Origin of the sequence: Planctellipticum variicoloris, from assembly GCF_030622045.1 — a bacterium.
Classification (GTDB): domain Bacteria; phylum Planctomycetota; class Planctomycetia; order Planctomycetales; family Planctomycetaceae; genus Planctellipticum; species Planctellipticum variicoloris.
In genome coordinates this window covers 6,439,247-6,462,659 of sequence record NZ_CP130886.1, presented here as the reverse complement: position 1 = coordinate 6,462,659, position 23,413 = coordinate 6,439,247, and the positions used below count along the sequence as shown (strand labels likewise).

11 protein-coding genes are annotated in these 23,413 nt (G+C 64.1%); 7 read left to right on the top strand and 4 right to left on the bottom strand.

From position 1 onward, the window contains the following. The first annotated feature begins 790 nt into the window (after window positions 1-790). Window positions 791-2,269: a hypothetical protein gene (locus tag SH412_RS25200; protein WP_336520798.1), complete on the top strand. Its 1,479-nt coding sequence runs from the start codon at window positions 791-793 to the stop codon at window positions 2,267-2,269. Between the two features lie 284 nt (window positions 2,270-2,553). Here SH412_RS25200 and SH412_RS25195 read toward each other — a convergent pair whose 3' ends face one another. From SH412_RS25195 to SH412_RS25185, 3 genes are all read right to left on the bottom strand, one after another. Further along, window positions 2,554-3,552: an alpha/beta hydrolase family protein gene (locus SH412_RS25195; RefSeq protein ID WP_336520797.1), complete on the bottom strand. Its 999-nt coding sequence runs from the start codon at window positions 3,550-3,552 to the stop codon at window positions 2,554-2,556. 140 nt (window positions 3,553-3,692) lie between these two features. Then, window positions 3,693-4,001, bottom strand: a complete 309-nt coding sequence (locus tag SH412_RS25190) for a hypothetical protein (protein ID WP_336520796.1) — start codon at window positions 3,999-4,001, stop codon at window positions 3,693-3,695. 150 nt (window positions 4,002-4,151) lie between these two features. Further along, complete coding sequence (locus tag SH412_RS25185; RefSeq protein WP_336520795.1) at window positions 4,152-5,396, bottom strand: hypothetical protein; 1,245 nt, start codon at window positions 5,394-5,396, stop codon at window positions 4,152-4,154. 202 nt (window positions 5,397-5,598) lie between these two features. Between SH412_RS25185 and uvrA the strand changes: the two genes are divergently transcribed. From uvrA to SH412_RS25160, 5 genes are all read left to right on the top strand, one after another. Continuing rightward, window positions 5,599-12,867, top strand: coding sequence for an excinuclease ABC subunit UvrA (uvrA, locus tag SH412_RS25180; protein WP_336520794.1), 7,269 nt, complete (start codon window positions 5,599-5,601; stop codon window positions 12,865-12,867). A gap of 271 nt (window positions 12,868-13,138) precedes the next feature. Next, window positions 13,139-14,791: a hypothetical protein gene (locus SH412_RS25175; RefSeq protein WP_336520793.1), complete on the top strand. Its 1,653-nt coding sequence runs from the start codon at window positions 13,139-13,141 to the stop codon at window positions 14,789-14,791. 239 nt (window positions 14,792-15,030) lie between these two features. After that, on the top strand, window positions 15,031-17,184 hold the full coding sequence (locus SH412_RS25170; protein WP_336520792.1) for a coiled-coil domain-containing protein: 2,154 nt from the start codon (window positions 15,031-15,033) through the stop codon (window positions 17,182-17,184). Window positions 17,185-17,362: 178 nt separating this feature from the next. Continuing rightward, window positions 17,363-17,761: a VOC family protein gene (locus SH412_RS25165; protein WP_336520791.1), complete on the top strand. Its 399-nt coding sequence runs from the start codon at window positions 17,363-17,365 to the stop codon at window positions 17,759-17,761. Between the two features lie 133 nt (window positions 17,762-17,894). Beyond that, a complete protein-coding gene (locus SH412_RS25160; protein ID WP_336520790.1) occupies window positions 17,895-20,018 on the top strand; it encodes a PPC domain-containing protein in 2,124 nt (707 codons plus the stop codon). Window positions 20,019-20,030: 12 nt separating this feature from the next. Here SH412_RS25160 and SH412_RS25155 read toward each other — a convergent pair whose 3' ends face one another. Continuing rightward, complete coding sequence (locus tag SH412_RS25155; protein WP_336520789.1) at window positions 20,031-21,539, bottom strand: DUF4332 domain-containing protein; 1,509 nt, start codon at window positions 21,537-21,539, stop codon at window positions 20,031-20,033. Window positions 21,540-22,082: 543 nt separating this feature from the next. Here SH412_RS25155 and SH412_RS25150 point away from each other — a divergent pair. Further along, window positions 22,083-23,405 (top strand): outer membrane beta-barrel protein, encoded by a 1,323-nt coding sequence (locus SH412_RS25150; RefSeq protein ID WP_336520788.1) that lies wholly within the window; start codon window positions 22,083-22,085, stop codon window positions 23,403-23,405. Window positions 23,406-23,413: the final 8 nt, after the last annotated feature.

Below are 23,413 nucleotides of genomic sequence, written 5' to 3'. Positions count from 1 at the left end.
CCGCTTCCCGGTTCCCGCTGGCGTGTCGCCGGACCGGCGGACACTTCAGAATGGAATGCAGGAGCAGGGGGTTTGACTCTATCGGTATCCGTACGGAATGCCGGCTCCAGGCCAGACGGAAGGAAATCGCGATCCGGTCGCAAGCCGGGCGGCTTGCGCTTCCGGGATTCCCGGCACCGTCCAGACTGGTGCAGACTTCCAGAAAACAATCCCTTGAATGCTCGAAACCGGGGATGCGACGTCACTGCATCGGGTTCACCGGACCTCAGATCGGGTCAGCTTGACTTCCGACCGGTAAAAGTTGCCACGTTTCCCGTCACAATCCGCACGCCGCTGCCAGACTGACAGGGGCGTCGCTCCCGATCCGCCGCCCCTGCCAGAATCGGGCTATCGCTGGAAAGCGGCTGCCGAGAGCGGGAAGAGAACGACGTAAACTGTCCTGGCATCGGAGTTTATTGGGTCCAGGAGAGAGGGTCAATGCCGGTCCCTGCCCCTGGAAAGTCTTCGTACAACCCCTGGAAATGCAAGCGGTGTGCCGTGGGAATCGTTCCCCACCGAACCGCCGAGCCGCGGAAAACCGATACGGATCGGTCGCGAGCAGAGCCCCGCCTGTGTCCGCGATTGAAAGAATCTGCCGTAAGTGGCTTCCGGGAAACACGTTAAGCGGAATCTGGCGAACCCGTCTTCGCAGGCCATCGACTCCGTCGTAGAATCGCCTGTGCAGATCCGCGCGTCCGCGGATTGCGTTCTCTCCTGAGCCAGCCGCCGGAATCCTATCGGAAAACCGCTCATGTCGTTCTCCGGGCTGCGCGCCGTCGCAACTGCCGCGTGTCTCCTGTTTGCAGTCCCCGTCGAGGCTGCGCCGGGGCGTGAGTTGATCGGACTGCAGCAGCAGTTTCAGAAACTCCATGCCGACTATGTGGTGCAACTGAATTCCGTTCGCGAGCGCTGCGTCGAACTCGGGCTGACCCCGATGGCGGAGGAGATCGACCGGCTCCGTGAGCTGCCGAAACCATCGGAGCTGAGAAGTGAGGATCTTCCGGAGACCGCTCAGTCGAATCCGCCGGATGTTTTGACGCGAGACGCGCGAACCGTCTGGAATCGACTGCGCGATCTTCGAGAAAGACACGCTGGCGACGTCTATCTATTCGCTCGCCGTGTGCTGAAGGCCGGATTCTCGGGCTATGCCTACAACATGGTGCGGGAAGCGTTACGGCACAATCCCGATCACGACAAGGCTCGACGAGTGCTGGGCTTCGTGCGGCACGAGCAGCGCTGGGTCTCGGCGCTGGCCGCCGACATGCTGCGCAACGGATATGTCTGGGACGATCGGTTCGGCTGGGTGCTCAAGAGCCACCTGCCGCATCTGGAGGCTGGCGAGGAGCTGGTGGACAGCCGCTGGATGTCGGCGGCGCGGGCCGCAGAAGTCCGTCGGGACTTCCGGAAGGCGTGGGAGGTCCGGACGGACCACTACAAGATCCGGACGAATGTGAGTCTGGAGAAAGGGGTCGAGCTGGCGCAGGCGCTCGAAGAGTATTACGAGCTGTTTCACGAGGTCTTCGCCGGGTACTTCAGCACGCCCGACCAGATGCGGAAGATGTTCGAGGGGGCGAGTTCGCGGTCGGTGGCGCCTCCCAAACTGGTGTACTACTACCGGACGCGCGAGGAATACGTCGACCGGCTCAAGGACCGGTTTCCGCAGATCGCGCAGACCAACGGGATGTACTACACGTCCGACCGGACGGTGCACTTCTTCCACGATGAGGCGGCGGAGAATCTGGCGACGCTGTACCACGAATCGACGCATCAGTTGTTCTATGAAGCGTTCGATCACGAACGGCCGATCGCCGAGGAGGCTCATTTCTGGATTGTCGAGGGGATCGCCTGTTACATGGAGTCGTATCGTCGCAGCGACCGGGGCGTCTCAATCGGCGACCCGTCGTACATCCGCTTCGAGAATGCGCGGCAGACGCTGCTCGTCGACCGATACTACGTCCCGCTGCAGGAGCTCTCGGGGATGGGGGCCAAAGAGTTTCAGCACCATCCCCAGGTGGGCAAGAACTACTCCGAGGCCTCGGGGCTGGCGGCGTTTTTCATGCATTACGGTGACGGTCAGTACCGCGACGCCCTCGTCGCCCACCTGACGCAGCTCTACAGCGGAGACGCGTCCATTCGCTCCCGGGCCCGGTCGCTCGACGATCTGACCGGGGTCCGGTACGAGGAGCTGGATCGGCAGTACGCGGAGTTTCTGAGGGAATTTGTGCCGTAGCGGGTTGAGAAGGGAATAGCGAGTAGGGAATAGCGAGTAGCCAGAGGAGAGGGCTTATCGCGGATCGCGGATCGCTTATCGCCGGAGAAGATGAGCGGGAGGCTGACTTTGCTGGCTCTGGACTCTCGACTTCTTCCGTTCGCCACTCATTCGTCTTCTGGCGTCTTTGTGTTCCGTTTTGCGCCGTTGCGTGAAATCTTCGCTCTTCCGCTTTGTCTGCGATCTCCTCTTCTTTCTGCGCCCCTGCGAGTGATCTTCCTCCAGTTCGGCTGGCGGAGTCGGCGCTACTCCGGGCGGCTCAAACGCTGGTCGATGTGTTCGATGATCACTGGAAAGTAGACGATCACTTTGTAGTGGTCGCCCCAGAGCGTGACGTGATGGTCGGCGGGGAGCTTCGCGGCGTCCGCCAGTCGCTGGACGTTCTGCAGCGGTACGACCTGATCCTTGTCTGCGGAGTAGATCCAGGTGACGTCGGGTCGAATCCGGTGCGCCAGGCGCAACGGCTCGATGGGCAGGATGATCTCCCGCAGTCGCTCGCCCGTGTAACCCTTCTTCTCCAGCAGTTCGCGGAGCTGGGCTGCTTCGCGCGTGCCGTTGGTGATGACGCCGTAGAGGTCTCCCCCGGCCAGCATGATGAAAATCCGCTGGTAGCCGGCGTCGAGTCCGGCGACGGAGGCCGTCACGAAGCCCCCCAGGCTCGTTCCCTGCAGGCTCACGTGCGCGCCGTCGACGTCGGGGAGCACAGCGACCGCGTCGCGCGCCCGCCGGACGTCGGCGACCGCCTGCCGGAGCGCGGGGAGGACGTTGTCGGCGTCGCGGCTGAAGCCCTCGGGCTTCCGCGGTCCGTAGTAGGGGAGCTGGATCAGGAAGGCGTGGACTTTCCGGGCGGCGAGTGCTTTGGCGAACAGCCGGCCGACTTCCATCTGGGAGCCGGACTCGTGGACCACGACGACAGCCGGCGCCCGCATCCGTTTGCGGTCAGCATCCAGAGCCGGATACCACTCCATCGACACCAGGTCGTTGATGGCATTGCCGCTGGGTCGGGGAGAGGGAAAGCGGACGTAGGCTTCCATGCCGCCGTGATCGCGCGGGGGTTCGAGCGTGACGTCGAAGGTTGTCGGCGTCCAGCAGAGCCCGTCGAGACAGGCTTGCGCATCGGCGGACGTTTCCTTGCCGACCGACAAGGTGTCTCGCGCCTGAAATGTGGAGGCCGGTTCGGCGCCGCGCGTGAAGGAGAGGCTGGAAGAGATGATCAACAGCGAAAACAGCAGGCGGTGGAGCATGAACGCGGCTTTCTGAGGGGCAGACCCTGGAGTTTGCAAGCTGGGAAAGACTACCCCGTGACGGTCTGTAAGGTTTCGGATCCCGGACCGTTTCGACATCCGACTCCGCCATGTCGGTCAACACGACGCGGCAGGTCATATCACTCGTCCGAAGTGGGGATCCCATACTTCCTGGCGAGCGCTTTGAGCGCCCGCCGGGCCGGCTTTACTCGGCCGGCCTCCGCGTCGGCCAGTCCGTCACGAATCGCGGCAACGGTTTCGTCCCGGTCCGTTCGTGCGGCGCGCTCGACCAAGGGCTGATCAGCGGCTGCGTCCTGGACGACCACTGCGGTCTTGCCGTTCACCGTCAGCACCAGCGGGGATCCGGTGGTTTGTCGTCGCCTCAGGTCGTCGGCGGTCTGCCGCTTGAAGTTGGTCAGCGAGTCGACGTCTTCCGGAATGTCGAGCATGGTTTCTCCTGTCCGTATGAAACTCGGGGCCAATTCCACGCGGACGGGATTTCTCAACCTGCGCAAATCCGATGATGGATTCGTCGCTTCGATCCGCGCCAGGTCCTATCTCCCGAAGTTCCGTTGGATCGCGACGTGCCCGACTTCCACCTACGGTCGCAACTGCGGTACTCCCACGGACTGACCGTAGCGGACGAGGAACTGCTGGTAGTTCATGCCGTAGGACTGCTGCAGGCTTTCCTCGGGCGGCAGACCTTCTTTGATACCGTCGATGAACTGCCGGTAGCGCTTGCCGTCGAGCTTGAGGAGGAAGGTGACCATGTTGGTCGCCAGGCCGTATTGCCAGGCTTCGATCCGGGCGTCGTCGGCCAGGAAATTCGTGCCGACCGAGCCGGTCTGGCGGATCCGGGTGATGCCTTCCTGCTGGCGATGCTGCACCTCCGTGTCGCTGGTGACGACGGCCTGGGCGATCCAGTCGGCGATCCCTTCGTTGACCCAGGAGGGGACGCGGGCGGAAGATTTCACGCGGTGTACAAAGCCGTGAGAGGTTTCGTGCACCAGCACCACGCCGAAGAATGTGGGGTTGTCGCCGCGATAGCAGGACATGATCACCTTGCCGTCGCCGTGGGAGTGGCACAGGCCCTGCGCGCCGGTGGCGTCGTGGTTGTAGTACTTCTGCTCGAAGGCATAGAAATTTTCTTTGTCGACGAACGCCAGGATTACGCACTTCCCGCGCCAGATGTTCTTCCCTTCGGGGACGCCGAACGCCTTGCAGAGCTGCGTATACATGGCGTCCAGATAGGTGACGTAGCCGGCGATCTGCGCCTGCGGCATGTCCGTGAAGAACAGGTAGTAGCGGGTCTCGTAGAGGTTCCAGGGCAGCGTCGGCGACGCCTGGCGGACTTCATCGAGAAACGTCTTGTATTCGGCGACCGCTTCCGCATTTTCTTCCGCGGTCAGCTCCGGCCACAGTTGGGCCTGGCGCTTTTCGAGCTGCGCGGAGACGCGCTCTTCCCACGTCAGCCGTTCCCGGCGTTCGTCGGGCGAGAACTTCAGCAGCTTGGTTTTCAGGTCGGCGGCCACGTCGAGCGGCTGACCTTCCAGAAAGATCTCGGTGACGTTGATGGCCGCCGACGTTTGAATCCGTTTCTCACCCGCCGGGCGCACCGAGAGGGACTTGAGCGAATTCGGTTCGTTCCCGGGCACCGCCTTCGTCACTTCGGCGTCCTGCAGGTACTTGCCGTTTTTGAGCAGGACGCTCACGGTCTTGCCGGTCAGGCCGGCCAGATCCGGAGCCTCCGCGTCCAGACCGTCCTGGGCCTGCAGCAGCGACCAGCCGGTCGCCGTCAGTCCGGCCAGGAGCAGGAACCCGCAGAGGGGACGGGGCGGCAGCATATGGACCCTCCGAAATGTCAGTCAGTTGGCATGAACAGGCGTGGAGACCAGTTTAGCGGAAGTTGTTCGTCGGCTCATCTGCAAATTGCAGCTCGCGAGCCGAAAAATCGTCCCGTCTCCGTTCAGTTGCCGGTTCGATGGCGCTGCCTATACTCGTCTGAACGACTGTCCTCACGACGCTTTCCCCTGCGATCGATCCAGCATGCCCGCAGCCGACATCGTGATTCGCGGCGCCCGCGAACACAATCTGCGCAACGTCAGTCTGACGTTGCCCCGCAATCAGCTCATCGTCATGACGGGGGTCAGCGGCAGCGGCAAGAGCTCGCTGGCCTTCGACACGCTCTATGCCGAAGGTCAGAGACGGTACGTCGAATCGCTGTCGAGCTATGCCCGGCAGTTTCTCGGGCAGATGCCCAAGCCCGACGTCGACACGATCACCGGTCTGGCGCCGTCGATTTCGATTCAGCAGAAGACGGGCGGGAAGAATCCCCGCAGCACGGTCGGCACGATCACCGAGATCTACGACTATCTCCGCGTGCTCTTCGCCCGCGTCGGCAAGCCGGCCTGCTACCAGTGCGGGCGGCCGATTACGGCTCAGAGCCGGGAGCAGATTTTGGAGGGGGTTCTCCGGCAGCCGGAGGGGACGAAGTACTCAATTCTCGCGCCGCTCGTGCAGCGGCAGAAGGGGGAGTTCCGCGACCTCTTCACGGATCTGTTGAAACAGGGTTTTCTGCGTGCCCGCGTCGATGGCAAGGTGGTGCAGCTCACCGACGATCAGCAGCTCGACAAGCAGATGCGGCACACGATCGACGTGGTCGTCGACCGGCTGGTCGCCGGGAAGACGCCGCGCGGCCGGGTGGCGGAGGCGGTCGAGACGGCGTTGAATCTGGCGGGCGGGAAGCTGGTGGTGGAGGAGACGGGCTTCGGGCTTCGGGCTTCGGGCTTCGCGGAGGAAGACGAGGCGCGGCCGCCCGACGACTTGGATTCCGCAAGTTCTGCGAAGCCCGAAGCCCGAGGCCCGATACCCGATCGGCTGTTTTCCACCGACTACGCCTGCACGCACTGCGGGATCAGCTACGAGCCTCCTTCGCCGCAGCTTTTCAGCTTCAACAGCCCGCTGGGGATGTGCGAGGACTGCGACGGGCTCGGGATGCGGTTCGATTTCCGGGCCGACCGGCTGATTGAAGATCCCTCGCTGTCGATTCAGAAGGGGGCGATCCTGCTGCTGGGGAAGTTCAGCAAGCTTGGGCGCTGGCGGAAGCACCTCTACAACGGCGTCGCCCGCGCCATCGAGCTGCTGCTGGGCATGAAGGAGGGCGCCTTCCTGAAAACGCCTTGGGAGAAACTGCCGGCGGAAGCGCAGCGGCTGTTTCTGCAGGGTCTGGGCGACCGCAACATTACGTTTACCTATCGCCATGCGGGAGGAGACTGGAAGCACGGGGGGAAGTACGCGGGATTCGTCAACGAGCTGCTCGACGACTACCGCAAGACCCGCAATCCGATGCGGCGCAAGCAGCTCGAAAAATCTATGGAGTTTATCGGGTGCCAGTCGTGCGGCGGGGCGAGGTTGAGCCGGCAGGCGAGGAGCTACCGGATTGCGGGCTTCGGGTTTCGGGCTTCGGGCTTCGCAGAGGCCGATGTCGTTGAAACCGAGGGTTCTCCTCGGAAGAAGAGGCGGAAGGCTCAAGAGGTCACGGGTGACGCCGCTTCCGAATCTTCTCTGCGAAGCCCGAAGCCCGAAACCCGAAGCCCGTTCCTCCCACTCTCCCTCCCCGAAGTTTGTGCGCTCAGTATCGCCGAGGCTGCGGCTTTCTTTTCCGAGCTCGACCTCGACGAGACAGGGCAGTTCATCGCTGAGGAAGTCCTCAAGGAGATTCGCGGCCGGCTGGGATTTCTGCTGCGCTGCGGGCTCGACTATCTGACGCTCGACCGGACGGCTCCGACGCTGTCGGGGGGCGAGAGCCAGCGGATCCGGCTCGCCGGGCAGATCGGCTGCGGGCTGGTCGGCGTGGTCTACATTCTGGACGAGCCCTCGATCGGCCTGCACCCCCGTGACAACGACATGCTCCTGGGGAGCCTGCAGGATCTGCGCGACCAGGGGAATACCGTCATTGTCGTTGAACATGACGAAGACACGATGCGGGCCGCCGACCACATCGTCGACTTTGGCCCTGGCCCCGGCGTACGGGGGGGCGAAGTCGTCGCCGAGGGGAGTCTGGCGGACCTGCTGCAGTCGAAGCGAAGCCTGACGGGGCAGTATCTTTCCGGCGCCCGGCGGATCGAAGTTCCGTCCGTCCGCCGTCCCGGCAGCGGCCACGCGATTACGATCACGGGCGCGACTCACCACAATCTGCGGGACGTGACCGTCGACGTTCCGCTCGGAAAGCTGGTCTGCATCACTGGCGTCAGCGGCTCGGGGAAGAGCTCGCTGATCAATGACATTTTCTGGCAGGTGCTCAATCGGGAACTGAATGGCGCGACCGGTTCGCCGGGCGCCCACGGCGGAATGACCGGACTGGAGCATGTCGACAAGGCGATCGACATCGACCAGTCGCCGATCGGGCGGACGCCCCGGTCGAATCCCGCGACGTACGTGAAGCTGTTCGACCTGATTCGCGATCTTTATACGCAACTTCCGGATTCGAAGCTGCGGGGTTTCAAGCCGGGCCGGTTCAGCTTCAATGTGGCCGGCGGCCGATGCGAAGCTTGCGAAGGCCACGGCGCGAACAAGCTGGAGATGGATTTCCTGGCGGACATCTGGGTGACCTGTCCGGTCTGCCAGGGGCGACGGTTCACGAAGGAGACGCTGGAGGTTCGCTTCAAGGGGCGGAACATCGCAGAAGTACTCGACATGGACGTCCAGCAGGCGCTGGAACACTTCGAGAACCTGCCCAAGATCCGCAACATGCTGCAGACGCTGCACGACGTGGGGCTGGATTATCTGAAGCTGGGGCAGCCGTCTCCGACGCTTTCGGGGGGCGAGGCTCAGCGGGTGAAACTGGCGCGGGAGCTGGGGAAACGCTCGACCGGGAAGACGGTCTACATTCTCGACGAGCCGACCACCGGGCTGCACTTCGTCGACATTGAGCACCTGCTGCGCGTGCTGCACGGGTTCGTCGAGGCCGGGAATACGGTGGTGGTCGTCGAGCACAATCTCGACGTTCTGAAGACGGCGGACTGGATCATCGATCTTGGTCCGGAAGGGGGCTCGGGGGGGGGCCGGATCGTCTGCGAGGGAACGCCCGAGGAGATTGCGGCGTGCGAGGAATCGCATACGGGTCGCGCCTTGCGTTCGCATCTGAACCTCCCCTCGACAGTGAGGAAGGGACGCAAGGGCCAGAAGGCGGAGGTTGTGCCGGCGTTGTCGAGTGCAGCCCGGAAGACGTCGGTGGCCCATTCGCGCTGGCAGACGGGTGGAGTGCTGCGCGAAGCGGTTGACGGGGCCGATCAGAATATCGTCGTCCGCGGGGCGTCGCAGCACAATCTGCAGCACGTGGACATCCTGATCCCGCGCGATCAGATGTCGGTCTTTTGCGGTCCGAGCGGCTCGGGGAAGTCGTCGCTGGCGATGGACACGCTGTATGCCGAGGGGCAGCGGCGGTATGTCGAGTCACTCTCCAGCTACGCCCGGCAGTTTCTGGGTCAGATGCCCAAGCCGAAGGTTGAGCACATCCACGGGCTGCAGCCTTCGATCGCCATCGAGCAGAAGACCGTCGGTCATACGCCCCGTTCGACGGTCGGTACGGTCACCGAGATCTACGATTATCTGCGGGTCCTTTTTGCCCGCCTGGGGCAGCAGTATTGTCCCGATTGTCAGGCGCCGGTGAAGTCGCAGACGACCGACGACGTGATCGACCGGCTGATGAGTTATCCGGCGGAGACGCGGGTTCTGATCCTGGCTCCGCAGGAGGTGACGGTCGGTCAGCAGTACGAGAAACTGTGGGAGCGGCTGCGCGAGCAGGGGTTCCGGCGGGTCCGCATTGACGGTGCGACGTATAGTCTCGATGAGGTTCCGGAGATCGACCGCCGGCGGAAACATGCGGTGGAGATCGTGGTCGATCGCGTCACCATCTCTCCGGGCGGTCGATCGCGGCTGGCGGAGTCGGTTGAGGCGGCGTTTGATCTGGGGCGGGGGATGATCCGGGCCGCGGTGGTTGACGAAGACCGGCCGGAGTCTACGTGGAAAATTGAGCCGTTCAGCCTGTTCCGTGCCTGCGAGAAGTGCGGGCGGAGTTTTGAGGAACTGGTTCCGCACAACTTTTCGTTCAACAGCCCGCTCGGCTGGTGTCCGTCGTGTGAGGGGCTGGGGACACAGCAGGGGACGAACCTGTCCGCGCTGATCGCCGATCCGACGCGGACGCTGTCGGATGGCGCGGTCGCGGCGTGGCCCGATCCGGCTCGCAACGCCCTGTTTCAGCAGATGCTGACGGTGATGGCCCGCGAGCTGGATATTCCGCTGGATGTGCCGTTCTCGCAGCTCGAACCGCTGCACCAGCGCGTCGTCCTCTACGGCGCCGGCGACCAGTGGTTCTCGCTTGGAGAGGGAACGCCCAGGAAGCGCTCTGCGAAGCCCGAAACCCGAAGCCCGAAGCCCGTTCTCCCCACGAAGCCCGCCCTCTCGTTTCAGTACAAAGGTCTCTACCCTGCCATCGAGGAGGCGTCGCGCGTGTCGTTTCCGTACCGGCAGCGGCTCTACGAACTGGTGGGCGAAGTTCCGTGCTCGGCGTGTGGCGGGAGCCGGTTGCGGGAGGACGCCGGGGCGGTGCGGCTCAACGGGAAGACCGTCAAGCAGCTCTGCGACCTGCCGCTGAATCAGACGTTGCCGTTTCTTCAGGGGCTGAAACTCGACGCCCGGCAGAAGCGGATTGCGGGCGACCTGCTGAGTGAAGCCGCCGGCCGGCTGACGTTCCTCGTTGATGTCGGCCTGCATTACCTGACGCTGGCGCGGCCGCTGCCGACGCTGTCGGGGGGGGAGTCGCAGCGGATCCGCCTGGCGGGACAGATTGGTCGGGCACTGACCGGCGTGCTGTATGTGCTCGACGAGCCGACGATCGGCCTGCATCCGTCGGACAACGGTCGGCTGTTGACGGCGCTCCGGCAGCTCCGGGATCTCGGCAACACGGTGGTGATGGTCGAGCACGATCGGGAAGTCCTGGAAGCCGCCGACCAGCTCTTTGACTTTGGTCCGGGCGCCGGGCGACTCGGCGGCACGATCACCGCCCACGGCACGCCCAAGGCGATGAAGCGCTCGAAGGATTCGCTCACCGGCAAGTACCTTGCCGACCGCGAGCAGATCGCCATTCCGGACCAGCGACGAATGCCATCCAGCGGCAAGGAAGCGGGGGGCACGTTGACCCGGCTGGCCACGCCGGGCGGCGGCTGGCTGGAACTGCTTGGTGCGCGGCAGAACAATCTGCGCAACGTCGACCTGCGGATTCCGCTGGGGACGTTCACGGTGGTGACCGGCGTCAGCGGTTCGGGGAAGAGCTCGCTGATCCAGGATACGCTGGCGCGGGCGATCGCCCGGAAGCTGCATCGGGCGTCCGAGCAGCCGGGGCCGTTCGACGAACTGCACGGCCTGGAGCACCTCGGCAAGCTGATCGTCGTCGATCAACAGCCGCTGGGGAATACGCCGGCGTCGAATCCCGCCACCTACACCGGCGTCTTTGAAGAGATCCGTGAGCTGTTCGCCCGGTTGCCGGAATCCAAGGTCCGCGGATATCGCCCGGCCCGGTTCAGCTTCAATCGTCAGGGGGGGCGTTGCGAGGCCTGCGAGGGGAACGGCCAGAAGAAGATCGAGATGCACTTCCTGCCCGACGTGTGGGTCGAGTGCGACGTCTGCCGGGGCCAGCGATACAACGCCGAAACCCTCGCGGTCAAATTCCACGGCAAGAGCATTGCGGACGTCCTCAACCTGCCGATCGGCGAGGCTCAGAAGCTGTTCGAGAACATTCCGCGCATTCGCGGGACGCTGGGCGTGCTGTGCGCGATCGGCCTCGATTATCTGACGCTCGGGCAGTCCGCCCCGACGCTGTCGGGAGGCGAAGCGCAGCGGGTGAAGCTGGCCGCCGAGCTGGCCCGGCCGCAATCCGGCAAGACGCTCTACCTGCTGGACGAGCCGACGACCGGCCTGCATTTTGACGACATCCGCAAGCTGCTCAAGATTCTCAACAGTCTGGTGGACTCCGGGAACACCGTGGTCGTGATCGAGCACAACCTCGACGTCATCAAGACGGCGGACTGGCTGATCGACATCGGCCCGCGGGCCGGGCATGAAGGGGGCTGGATCGTTGCAGAGGGGACTCCCGAGGACGTGGTGGCGAAGTCGAGAGTCGAGCGTCCAGAGTCGAGAGCCGGACAGAAGGCCAAGCGCGGCGATGGGTCGTCGGGCTCTCAACCCTCAACTCTCAACCCTCAACTCTCCCTCACCGCTCAATGCCTGGCCCCGGTGCTGGAACAGGGAGCCCGGGCGGAGCGGGAGTCGTTCGATCCCCGCTCCGTCACGGCGAAGCGCAAGGGTGATCTCGAACTCTCGCAGGTCGGCAAGGGGGCGAAAATGCCCTGGGAGACTGACGGCCGCAAGTGGCACCTGCACGATCGCATCGCTCATAACGGCAAGCCCTGCCGCTGGGAAGGAGCGATTCTGGCGCAGCTCTTCGACGCCATTGAAGAAGAGTCGGGGTTTTCGGCGATTAACTGGAACAATCGCAGCGTCGTGGAAGTCGGCGGACCGGACAAGCTCGCCGGGTGGTTCATTCACGCCCTCACCGGCGATGAATGGGTGCTGACGGTGAAGTTCCGCGTCAAGCGGCAACTGTTTGACGAAGCCGAGCTTGCCGCCGCTCTGAATCTCGCGGACTTCGACGATCTGGACGACGTTCCGGTCTACGGGCGGGCTGCGCGCGTCCGCGTGAAGCATGCGAAAGGGATCTGGGATGAAGTGACGCTGGCGCTGCATGCGTTGACCGACGTCGCGACCCCTGCCTTTGAAAAGTTCTTCGCGCAGGCTCGCGAGTCGTTTCTGGAGCTGGCCCAGCCCGAGCAGCAGGACCTCGACGAGCTGATGCCCTGGAAGAAGCTCGGCCGCAAGTGGCACATGATGCGGAAGGGATTCCTGAAGGGAAAAGTCCTCTGGGAACCGACGGTGCTGGAAGAGATCGTGACGCTGATCGAGTCGCTCGACCCTGATCTGAAGTGGGACTGGAAGCAGAAGGTCCTCGTGAAAATCGCTCGCGGCTCGCGCGCCATCGCCACCATCGTCACCAAGCGCCCCGCCGGAGTCGACCTGGTCCTCGACGTCCCGCTCGGGGCCATTCCACTGGGGAGGGTTTCGGGGCTGGGGGTCGACCCGGCCGTCGAATCTCACAAGGAGGGACGCGATTCCGTCTGCCTGCGGTTCACCACCACGCAACACGTCGCCGTCCCGGGGCTGAAGGACGTCCTCTCGGCGTGGCTGGCGGCGAGTCGCTGATGACTCGCTGACGATGCTGTGACTCGCGCCGTCTTTTCTCCGTGGACTATGCTTCGGCATCTTCGAAGACCCTCACTCTGGCCCTCGCCCACTGAAGACAGCGGGAGAGGGGACAAGACGATAAAGATTCGCTGTTTCAGAGTCGATGCCGGTGATTGAGACTCCCGACGGCCTTCTTTCTACATTCCGCCTTCGTCCTTCGACATTTCCTCCAAACCTGTTCGCTCTCCTTGCTGCAAGTTAAGCTCAAGCATTCCCCAGAGGATGCCCGGTGCTCCCTCGTCTCGATCGTCGATCTGTGACCGCCTCGCCGGCTTTCTGGCCGGGCGTGATCGCCTGCGCGACGCTGGTGCTGGTCCTGCTGCAGCTCGATCCCGGCGGCAGCTATCCGTCGCTTCCGGAAGGTCCCGGCGTGACCGTCGACGAGATCTTCAACGTCGAGCAGGGAGTGTTTCTCGTCGAGGGAGTCCGCGCCTATAACCTGGCCCTGCTCGATCCCCGCAGCGGCCTGGAGCTGTTCTCGAACCCCGCCTATCTCCCGGATCATCCGCCGGTCGGTCGATTGTGGCTCGGGCTGCATCATCACCTGGCCCGCTGGATGGTTCCTCCCGCCGATCCCGACGGATTGATCGTCACGGCGTGCGCCCGGACCGGCAGCGCGACGGCGTTTGCGTTGACCGTGTGGTTGATCGGCTGGACGGCCACTGTCTGGTGGGGTCGGGCTGCGGGAGCTGCGACGGCCCTGGCGCTCGTCCTGATGCCGCGCCCGTTCGGGCACGCGCACCTGGCGGCGCTGGAGACCGTCACCAGTCTGACGTGCACCGCCGCGCTGGTGGCTTCGGTCTGGGCAGCGCAGCGCAGAGAGCATGTCACATGCGCCGCGCTGCTCGCGGGCGTCGCCGCGGGACTGGCCTTGCTGACGAAAATTCAGGCCATCCTCTGGATGCCGCTGCTGGCGGTTCTCTGGGCGACTTCGATCCCTCGTCTCGGCTGGCGTCCCGCTTTGCTGTGGTTTGCAATGACAGTCGGCGTCTTTTTCTTCGTCTGGCCCTGGCTGTGGCTGGATCCCGTCGGCCATGTGCTGGAGTACCTGGGCCGGACGACAAACCGGGCGGAATTGTCCGTCTGGTACTTTGGTCGACACTACGGCGACCGTTCCGTCCCCTGGCATTTTCCATTCGTCGTGTTTCTCGGTACGACGCCGTTGATCACGCTGGGAATGGCGTTGCTCGGCGTCATTCGCCAGCGTCGGCCGAGCGCCGGCTCGGAGTGGATGCTGCCGCGGGAGGGCGTCTTGATGGCCGCCGTCCTGGTCCCGCTGATCGTCTTTGCCCTTCCCGGCGTCGCGGTCTACGACCAGGAACGGCTGTTCCTGATCATTTGCCCGCCGGTCGCGCTGCTCGCTGGCCGGGGTTGGCGACTGCTGCAGGATCAGTGGCCTGTCCTAATTACGGGGCGAGTCGGCGGTCTGGCGGCCGTCGGCGTGGCTGCGCTGCTGGGCGTCAATCAGTTTTCGTGCAGTCCCTGCTATCTCAGCGGCTCCGGTGCGCTGGCCGGCGGATTGCCGGGCGCTGCAGCGTCCGGGCAGGAGGTCACGTACTGGGGGGACAGCCTGACGCGCGAACTTCTCGCGGCGACCGCCCGTATTGTCCCGGAAGGGGAATCCGTGGGCCTCGCGCCGGTCCTTCATCAGTTTCAGGTGGATGATCTGGTCCGGCAATCCCCCATCCTGCGACGCCGGGGGCTCAGAGTGGTCGCCGCTGGCGACGCTGACCGTCCGCGCTGGCGGCTGATTTACTGGCGTCGGGCGGACTTGTCGCCTGAGCTGCAGTCGTCGCCGGGAAACCCGCGTTACGAAGTCCGCCGCCAAGGCGTTCTGCTGGCGGGACTGTACGAAGTCCCCGCAGAGCCTGCGTCGCGTTAACGTCGCTGCGATCCTGACAACCGCTACGCTCGGGCGTCGGCAGACCGGCTGAAGCCACCGGATGACGTCATTCTGCGGAATGCGCGGCCGGCAGCTTTTGACCGGTTCGCAAACGCAACCTATAGCCTCAGTAGGCGTGTTGCATTTTCACCGCATGTCGTCGTTCGCTGCAGGGCTCGTCGGGCCGTCGGTCCCGGGAATGCGACATTGCGACCGATTTTCCGCCGGAAAGGCTTCTGATGTCACCCCACGATGGCTCGCATCCCGCGACGGAGCGGCAGGCAGAGCCGCTTGAGCACCATGGCGGCGTCGGTCCGCGGACCGAAACCGACCCCCAACCAGAACTCGACGGCCTGATTCAGGATCTCGGCCTGAGCGAGACGACCGTCTCCGCGGAATCGCGACGAAATCGTTTCGATGCCGCAGCCGTCCAACCGGAAACCGCAATGACCGAATTCTCCAGTGGCGAACCGTCCCCGCCTCTTTCGCAATCGCTCGACAGTCCTGTCCTGGAGCAACTCGACCAACTGTCGACGGAGCTTTCCGCTCTTGACGGCGAGACGGAGCTGGAATCTGCTCTCCCAGGAACGCTCGCCACTCTGCCGGCAGAACTGGCCGCCGCGCGCAGCCAACTCGAAGCCGACCGGCGGGCGCTGGATGAGGCGCGCGAGGCGCTGGAGCGGCGCGAGGCCGAGTTGAATGAACGTGCCGCCGCCGGAACGCCGGGCGACGCGCCGTCCCACTCTTCGCATGCGGCGGCGTTGCAGATCCTGGAAGCGGAAATCGTCCGTCGGACGGCCGAACTCAATCAGCAGCGCCGCGCTCTCGAACAGGAGCGGGCGGCCCTCGACGAGGCTCAGAGCAACTGGCGAATTGAGTACAAGACTCAGAAGGAATCGCTGGAAGCCGACCTGCAGAAGTTCTCGACCCGCCAGCGGATGATCCGCCAGGAACAGGCCGAGTGGGACAAGAAGTCGGCGGAGTTCAACGCCGAGCGGACGCGGCTGCGCGAACAGAAGCAGATCCTGCAGCAGCAGGCCGCGGAACTGGCCGATGAGCGCGAGCGCGTTGAAATGCAGGCGGCGACGATTCTCGTCGGCGCCCGCGTCGCCGAGATCACCGTCAACGAACGGAACGAGTTCGCGAGCGAGCGGGAACTGATCCAGGCCGAACGCGCGAAGTTTGCGCAGCTCCAGAGGGATCTCGACGAACAGCGGGAGGCGGTCGCGGTTCAGCAGAAGGATCTCGACCGCCAGCACCAGCAGATTGTCGAAGAGCAGAAAGTCGCCCGCGAAACTCACACTGTCGAGTTGCAGTCGCTGGAGAATCGCCTGCGGGAGGCGGAGGCGGCGTTGATCGATGCACGCCGGAGCGCCGACGATGCACAGCAGCAGCTCCAGCAACGGACCGAAGAGCTGGCCCGCGAACGCGAGGCCATGACCGAAGAACGGAGCCGCTGGGAAGCTGGCCAGATTTCGGAACGACCGGCTGCGTCTACCGAGAGCTTCGGATCTCCCGTTGGTGCGGCCCCTGCGGACGGGACACCGGATGTCATCGACGAACAGGGCCTGTCCGGTCTTGAGGAAGGCGACTCGCTGCCGCCGGCGCCCGATGCGGCTGTCGACGTCGACCAGGAGATCGCGTGGGGCGACCTGGCCGAGTCCGGCGACGACCAACTACGCCGCGAGTCGACCCCTGAGGAACGTGCAGCCGCAGTCTTCAGACTCCTTGGAATCCGGCCCGAAGATCAGCAGATGGAGCCGGAGCCGGCCCCCTTGACAGCCAGTGAGGACTCGTCGCCGGCTGACGAATCCGCGTCGCCGTCCGTGCTGGAAGCAGCCGTCGATGACGAGCTCGACCTGGAAGACGACTCTGCCGTCCGCTTTGCGAAACTGCGGGCCCAGGCGATGGGGTCGGCAGATCTTCTGCCATCAGCGTCCGTCCCGACGGAAGTCGCGGAGGCAGAGCCGGTCGCGAGCGACGAGACGCCGTTGAGCAGCATTGACGAGCAGCAGCCGATTCTTCCGCGAGTGATCGTCGACAAGGACGAAGTTCGCGAGAATCTCAGGTCGCTGCGCGAGGTCTCGCAGGTGTCGACGATGTCGGCCCTCGCGCTCCATCAAAGCAAGCATCTGCGCAGCTCGATCGTCATGCGCAGCCTGACGGCCTTCATCTGTTTCGCGGGAGCGGTGGCCTTTCTCTCCGGCGACCTGGCCGGCTACGAAATGTTCTGGATGCAGGGAACCGTGTTCCTGGTGGTCGGAATCTACATGGCGTTCGACGCCTTCCAGAAAACCGTGCAGCTTGGAGTCATCACCGCCCGTCGTCGGGCATGTCGCCGCCCGCAGGCCCCAGAGAGTCCGTCTCAGGAGAATGGCTCTCAGCCTGCGTAGACGAGTCTGGTCCCGCAGATCGAAAATCAACAGGCCCTGCAACGTGCGATCGTGCGTTGCTGGGCCTGCTCGTTCTGTGGGGTGCCGGCGGCTGTTCTGCTTTCAAACTGGATTCTCGCATCTGCCGTCGATAGCTTTCATGAGGGCAGTTCTTGTTGACCTGGACGGCGGATGTTTCATGGAACCACGCATCAGCTTTGTCACTCTCGGCGTCGGCGACCTGGAACGCTCCGTCCAATTCTACGAGCAGGTTCTGAAGCTCTCGCGGCGCCCGACTCCGCCGACGGTCGCCTTCTTCGAGATGGGGCGGACCTGGCTGGCGCTCTACCCGCGTCACCTGCTGGCCGCCGACGCGGGGGTCTCCGCCGAGGGGTCTGGGTTCTGCGGTTTTTCGCTGGCGCATAACGTCGCGGACGAAGCCGGAGTCGATCGCCTGCTGGCCGAGGTCGCCGCGGGCGGCGGCCGGATCGTGAAGGCGGCCGGACCGGCGGACTGGGGCGGACGAACCGGATACTTTGCCGATCCGGATGGCTTCCTCTGGGAAGTCGCCTGGAACCCGGACTTCCCGCACGTCTGAGCACCCGACGTTCGGGCATCGTGGAATTGGGCTGGCAGTCACTCGGCCAACTGGTCAAAATATGGAGCTGCGCTCATGCGTTGCCCCCCCCCCACCGGCCAGCTTCCCGGCGGCCTCCTGTCGGAGATGATCGATGCCTGCCTTCCCGCGCGCCCTCCGAGTTTCCGCTGCCTTCGTCTGTTGCCTGCTGACGGCCGCCGCAGCCTTGGCTCAGCAGTCCTATCCCATGCTGATGAGCCTGAAACCGGTCGCCGTCCAGGCGGGCACGACGGCGTCCTGCGAAGTTCATTCCCGCTACTCCATGGCCGGAGCGCATCAGGTGCTGGTGACTGGCGGTCACGTGACGGCCGAAATCGTCCCGCCGCCAGAACCCAAGGCGGGTGAGAAACCCAAGGACGTGACCAAGCTCGAATTGAAATTCACCGTCGCCCCGGAAGCTCAGCCCGGCGTGCGCGAATTCCGCGTGGTCACGCCGCAGGGGGTCAGCACCGTCGGACAGCTTGTCGTTGTTCGCGATCCGGTCATTGCCGAAGCCAAAGATAACGATGTTCGCGAAAAGGCGCAGGAGGTGACGCTCCCCGCGGTTCTCGCCGGGACGCTGGAGAAGAACGAAGACTTCGACTTCTTCAAGTTCAAGGTGGAAGCTGGTTCCGCCTGGACCTTCCACGTGCGCGCCCAGCGGCTCGAAGACAAGATTCACGACCTGCAGACGCACGTGGATCCGATTCTCTTCCTGCGCGACGCAGCGGGGGGCGTGCTGGCGATGTCCGACAACGCCAACTTCGCCGATCCCTTTCTCGAACATCGGTTCGAGCAGGCTGGCGAGTACGTTCTGGAACTCCGCGATGTCCGCTACCAGGGGAATCCGTACTGGGACTATTGCATCGAGATTTCCAGCCGGCCGTTTGTGACCGGCGTGCATCCGCTGGTTGTCACCCGCGCCCAGGAGACGTCGCTCGAGCTGAGCGGGTTTCTCCTGCCTGCCGAACGGCGTGCGCCAGTGACGATTCCGGCTGAGACGCCCGTCGGTCCGCGGGAACTGCTGCTCAGCATCAACGGACAGCCGACCGATCCGATCGCGGCGTTCGTGACCGACTTGCCGCGTACCGTGGAAACCGACGCGCCGAATGACGCTCCCGAAACGGCCGTCAAACTCGACGCCTGGCCGGCGGTCTGCTGCGGCCGAATCGAGAAGGAAGCCGATCTCGACTGCTACTCGTTTGTGGCGACAAAGGGGGACCGCATCAGTTTCGAGGTGCTGGGACGCCGGTTCGGGTCCCGGATCGATTCGTTCCTGAGAATCCTCAACGAGAAGGGGCAGGCGGTTCGCGAAGATGACGACCTGCGGATCGGCAGTCAGACGAGCTCGGATACGTGGCTGGAGAACTGGACGGTCCCGGCGGACGGAACCTACACCGTGGAGATTCGCGACGTCCACCTGCGGGGGGGCGCCAACTTCGAGTATGCCCTCTCGATCACGCGGTCCGAACCGTATTTTCAGTTGCTCGTCGATACCGACAAGACGCAGCTTTCGCCGGGCCTGTTCAACGTGATCTTCGTGCGCGCACTCAAGAAAAACGGGTTCGACGAGGAGATCTCGCTGCAGATCGACGGGCTTCCGCCCGGCGTGACCGCGACGACGGGACGGATCCTCAAAGGGAAGTCGACGGACGGGGTCATTGTGCTGACGGCGGCCCCGGACGCTCCGCTCTCCGCGGCGAACATCACGATCCGCGGGGCGGCGACGCTGCCGGCTCCGATGGACGGGCAACCCGCCGTCGAACTGGCCGCGGTCGCCCGGCCGCAGGAAGAGATCTACCTCCCCGGCGGCGGTCGCGGTCACTGGCCCGTCGACAGCCACGTCGTCTGCGTCGGGGCTCCGGCGGATATCCGCGGCTTCCACCTCAATGAAACCGACATCCGCCTCAAACCGGGGGAATCGAAGACGATCGCCGTGAAGCTGGACCGCGCAGACGGAGTGAATGCCAACGTCACGCTCGACATGCTCTACCAGCATCTCGGATCGGTTTACGGCAACAGTCTGCCTGCGGGCGTGTCCATTGACGCCGGCGCCAGCAAGACGCTGTTGACCGGTAAGAACAGCGAAGGGACCATCGTGCTCAAGGCCGACGCCTCGGCCCCGCCGTGTGAGCGGCAGGTCTGCGCCGTGATGGCTAACTTCGCCATCAATTTTGTGATGAAGGCGACCTACAGCGGACCGCCTGTGTTTGTGTCGGTCGAGAAGAAGGCGGAGTAACGCCGGCTGCGGCTACGCGGCCGCCGCCCGCGGCTGCGCCGCGTCGATCCAGCGCTCGACGTCGGCGAGAGTCGGCGGCGCATCGTCGCGCAGCATTCGCTCTCCCGCGGAGGTGGCCGCCAGGGTTGTGACCAGTTCGAAGAGAGTTTCGGCGTCCGAGGTGGCCAGGTCCTCAGCGGACTCGACTCCCGAGCCGACCAGCAGTTGCACGGCCTGACCAGTCAGACCGGGGACTCGACACTGTAACTCCGCCTGCAACTGCCACTGCCGGACCGTTCCGGCGTCCAGGAACCGCTGCCCGACTTTCTTCAGCAGCGCCTGTGGATCCGCCGTCAGCAGATCGCCGACGGTCTTGATGCCGGCCTGGAGAAGTTGCCCGGCGGGCTTCGAGGCAATTCCCGGACTCTGATCGATGGGCGATGCGTGACTCAGTTGGGCGGTGGTGGTGGCCGGGCGGGCGGGCATTGCTGGTTTCGGGGACTCGATTTTCGGAACAGCGGCGATCTCGGGCTTCGGTGTCGGTTTGGGACGCCGATCAGGTTTGCCGGTGCCGTGAAGCGTGCCGATCGGGCGGGGTTGAGCGGCGTCGACATCCGCGACCGGGGTCTTGAGAACCTCTTCGGCGTGAAGCGAGCGGATTGCCCGGCATTCGTCCGGGAGCGAAGACACGACTTTTCCCGTTCGTTGCAGTTCCCGGGCGATGTCTGCAGTGACAGCCTGCTGAGCGGCGTAGTGGGCTCGGCGCGTGAACCAGAAAATTGGAATCGTCATGCGGGCCAGCAATCCCAGGCCTCCGATGCGAATCCGCGGCGGCTCGACCTCCGACTCGTTGAACATCCGGTCGAGAATTCTCGCCCAGCCGACCGCTGAGTGGCCCAGGAGCCCCGCCAGCCGATCGCGGCATTCTTGATCGAAACCGTCGGCCGGTCGAACGACGGCGCGGGTCAGATCGAAGTGGTCGACCAACACCTCATATTGCGCGTGTGCCGCGGCGGCCCCGGCGAGCACCATTCGCGAGAGCCAGTCGGAACCGGCGGGGACGGCGATTTCGGGGTAGCCCCCCAGATCCTGTTCCAGGAACTGCTGCAATTCCGGGTAGGCCTGCGAGATCGCCCAGTCGACTGGCCGCCGCAGGACGCCCGCCTCCGGCGTTTCCGCTGTGTGAAAGGTCTGGAGGGGATCAAAGTAGTAGTGGCTCAAGATTCCGGCGCTGTAGACGGCTTTCTTCCAGCGGCGGGCCTTCAGTTCGGCGAGGGTCCGCAGGTACCAGGCTTCGGCGGCGGCGGGTGCTCCGCCCCAGGCCTTTTCTGCGACGTGCACCACGTGGTTCTTGAAATCCCCGAACCGGTCGTCGGGCGCCGTGGTGCCGGCCAAGTAGGGCTCCACGTGACGTAAGAACAGGTTGCGCCAGGCTTCGGCGTGGTCGGAGCGGAGGTGCCGCAGGGCGTCAAACGCAAGTTTGTGGTGGGTGCGGGTGCACTTCCACTGGATGAGGACGGCGTAGAGCGTAGAGGAGGCCATCCGGCGTGCTCGGATCGTGACGGGACTGGATTCAGGACGGATGAAGGGGGGCGAAGAATCCCAGATTTGCCGAGGAGGGGCAAGGTCGGAACGGCTGCCCGAAATCGGGGCAAGACGTCGAATCTGCGGACTTGCCTCTTCGCAATTCGATTTGTGGGGATCGCGAGGGAAGTGTGTCGAAGTCGCAAGCTGAGTGCTCAAAAATCCGGCATTAAGTCGCTCTGGGAAAGCGGCGGTATCCTGGGGTTCTTGGGTGAGTTGGAATTCCTGGCGAAATTGTTTGGATCGTAGTAGTCCTGCTAAGCCGGTTTCAAACCTTGCGCTACGTGTGCGGGCGGTGACGATCAAGCCATCGAGAACCATTCCGCCTGATTTGCCTCAATTGCGGGCCAGGCGGGTGGAGGCGTGGAACGGATGCCGGTTTTCGGCGAGCGATGACGGGCCGGGCAGGGTGGACTTCGGCGAGTCAGCACTTCGGGGAAATCAGACCCATCTGTTCGTAAACGGACGAGGGAACGGACGAGCGAAACTCAGGAGTTCGTGATGTGGAGTTTGAAGACACTTCGATTCGCCGACATCGGGACAGGATTGTCCGCGGTGATCGGCAGCGCCAGCCTGCTGTTTGCAGGGATGGCGCAGGCCGCTGAGCCGGTGTGCAACGCACCGGCCCCCGGCTGCGGGCCGAACGCGGCCAGTTGCGACCAGATCTACCAGAACGCCGGCAATCAGTTGAACGCCTACACCGCGCAGGCGGGCTGTGCGCCGTCTTCGGTTTGCGATACCGGCAAGCTGTTCGGCAGCAGCGGCTGCGACGACGGCTGCGGCTGGTGCAACCTCGGCGAGCCGTGGAAGCTGTCCAAGCAGGAAGGCTTCGATTACGGCGGCTGGATTCAGATGGGCTACCAGAACAAGCCTGACGGCTCGTTCACGGGGAACGGCCCGTTTCTGAACCAGAAGGAATGGGGCAAGTTCAATCTGAACCAGCTCTACCTGTATGCCACCAAGGTGGCCGACGGGAGCAAGGGCGTCGACTGGGGCTTCCGCTTCGACGCCATGTACGGCGTGGACGGTAACGACGCTCAGGCGTTCGGCAACGATCCCGGGCACTGGGATTACCTGAACGGCTTCGACCACGGCATTTACGAATTCGCGCTGCCGCAGGCTTACGGCGAAATCGCCGTCGAAAACCTGTCGGTCAAGATCGGCCACTTCTATACGCCGATCGGGTACGAAGTCGTGACCTCGCCGGACAACTTCTTCTACAGCCGGCAGGTGAACTTCTGGAACAGCGAGCCGTTCACCCACACGGGTGCTCTCGGCAACTACAAAGCCACCGATAAGCTGTCGCTGACCGGCGGCTGGGTTCTGGGCTGGGATACCGGCTTCGATCAGTTCAACAACAGCAGCATGGGCATCACCGGCCTCGTTTACTCCGTCAGCGACATCTTCACGCTGACGTACATGAACGGCTTCGGCAACTTCGGCCTGCGTGGCGACGGCATGGTCAACAGCGCCATTCTGTCCGCCAAGTGGACCGAGAAGTTCAGCACGGTTCACCAGTTCGACGTGCTCGGCACCAACAACAACTCGAACTTCCAGGATCCCGCGAGTCTGACCGCCAAGAACTCCACGGGCCTGATCAACTACGCCTTCTACCAGATTAACGACTGCCTCAAGGCCGGTGCTCGTTACGAATGGTACAAGGCCGACGGCACGTCCTACAACACGTTGACCGGCGGCGTGAACGTCATCCCGCACGCCAACGTCGTGATCCGGCCGGAAGTCCGTTACATGTGGTCGCCCGGCAACGACGCCGACCTCTGGAATGCGACCGTCTTCGGCATCGACGCGATCGTCAAGTTCTAAGCAGTACG